The organism is Nocardia harenae NBRC 108248, assembly GCF_001612885.1.
Classification (GTDB): domain Bacteria; phylum Actinomycetota; class Actinomycetes; order Mycobacteriales; family Mycobacteriaceae; genus Nocardia; species Nocardia harenae.
Genome location: NZ_BDBH01000023.1, coordinates 1 through 520, shown reverse-complemented (window position 1 = coordinate 520; position 520 = coordinate 1). Strand labels below are relative to the sequence as shown.

The 520-nt window shown below is 68.5% G+C and carries 1 protein-coding gene; it reads right to left on the bottom strand.

Translation table 11 applies throughout. The annotated features are described in order from the left end of the window. Nucleotides 1-416, bottom strand: a 416-nt coding sequence (locus NH2_RS27855) for a roadblock/LC7 domain-containing protein (protein WP_067660976.1), incomplete at its 3' end; no start/stop codon positions are given. Between the last annotated feature and the right edge of the window lie 104 nt (nt 417-520).

Below are 520 nucleotides of genomic sequence, written 5' to 3'. Positions count from 1 at the left end.
CCGCCGTCGTCTCTCCGGCGGGGCGCGCTCGCCAGCTCGTGCCCGACTCTGGCGGCCAGCTCGTTCATCCGATGCGCCACCAGCCCCACGTCCAGGTCCGCGGTCGTGGCCACACCAAGCAGCGCGCCCTCACCCGCCGCGGTGATCATGACCATGCCCTCGTCGTACTCGGTCATGTTCTGCCGCACCGCGTTACCGTTCGAGCCACAGAACTCCCCGAGCGCCTTGCCCAGCGACCGCAACCCCGACGCCGCCGCGGCGAACCGCTCGGCATCATCCTTGGAAATCCCCGCACTGTGCGCAATGCGCAACCCGTCATCGGACAACAGCACCGCGAACCGGACACCGGGCACCTCGAGATCCTCGAGAAGCCACCCCAGTTTATTGCTGCTGTCGGTCACGCTCGGTGTGCCCATCAGGATGTCGTCCCTTCCGTCTGTTCGGATGCGGCGGCACGGCCGCTCTTGGAACCGGACTGCCACGCCGCCGCGATATCCGGCCGCGCCAACCCGGGATCGGT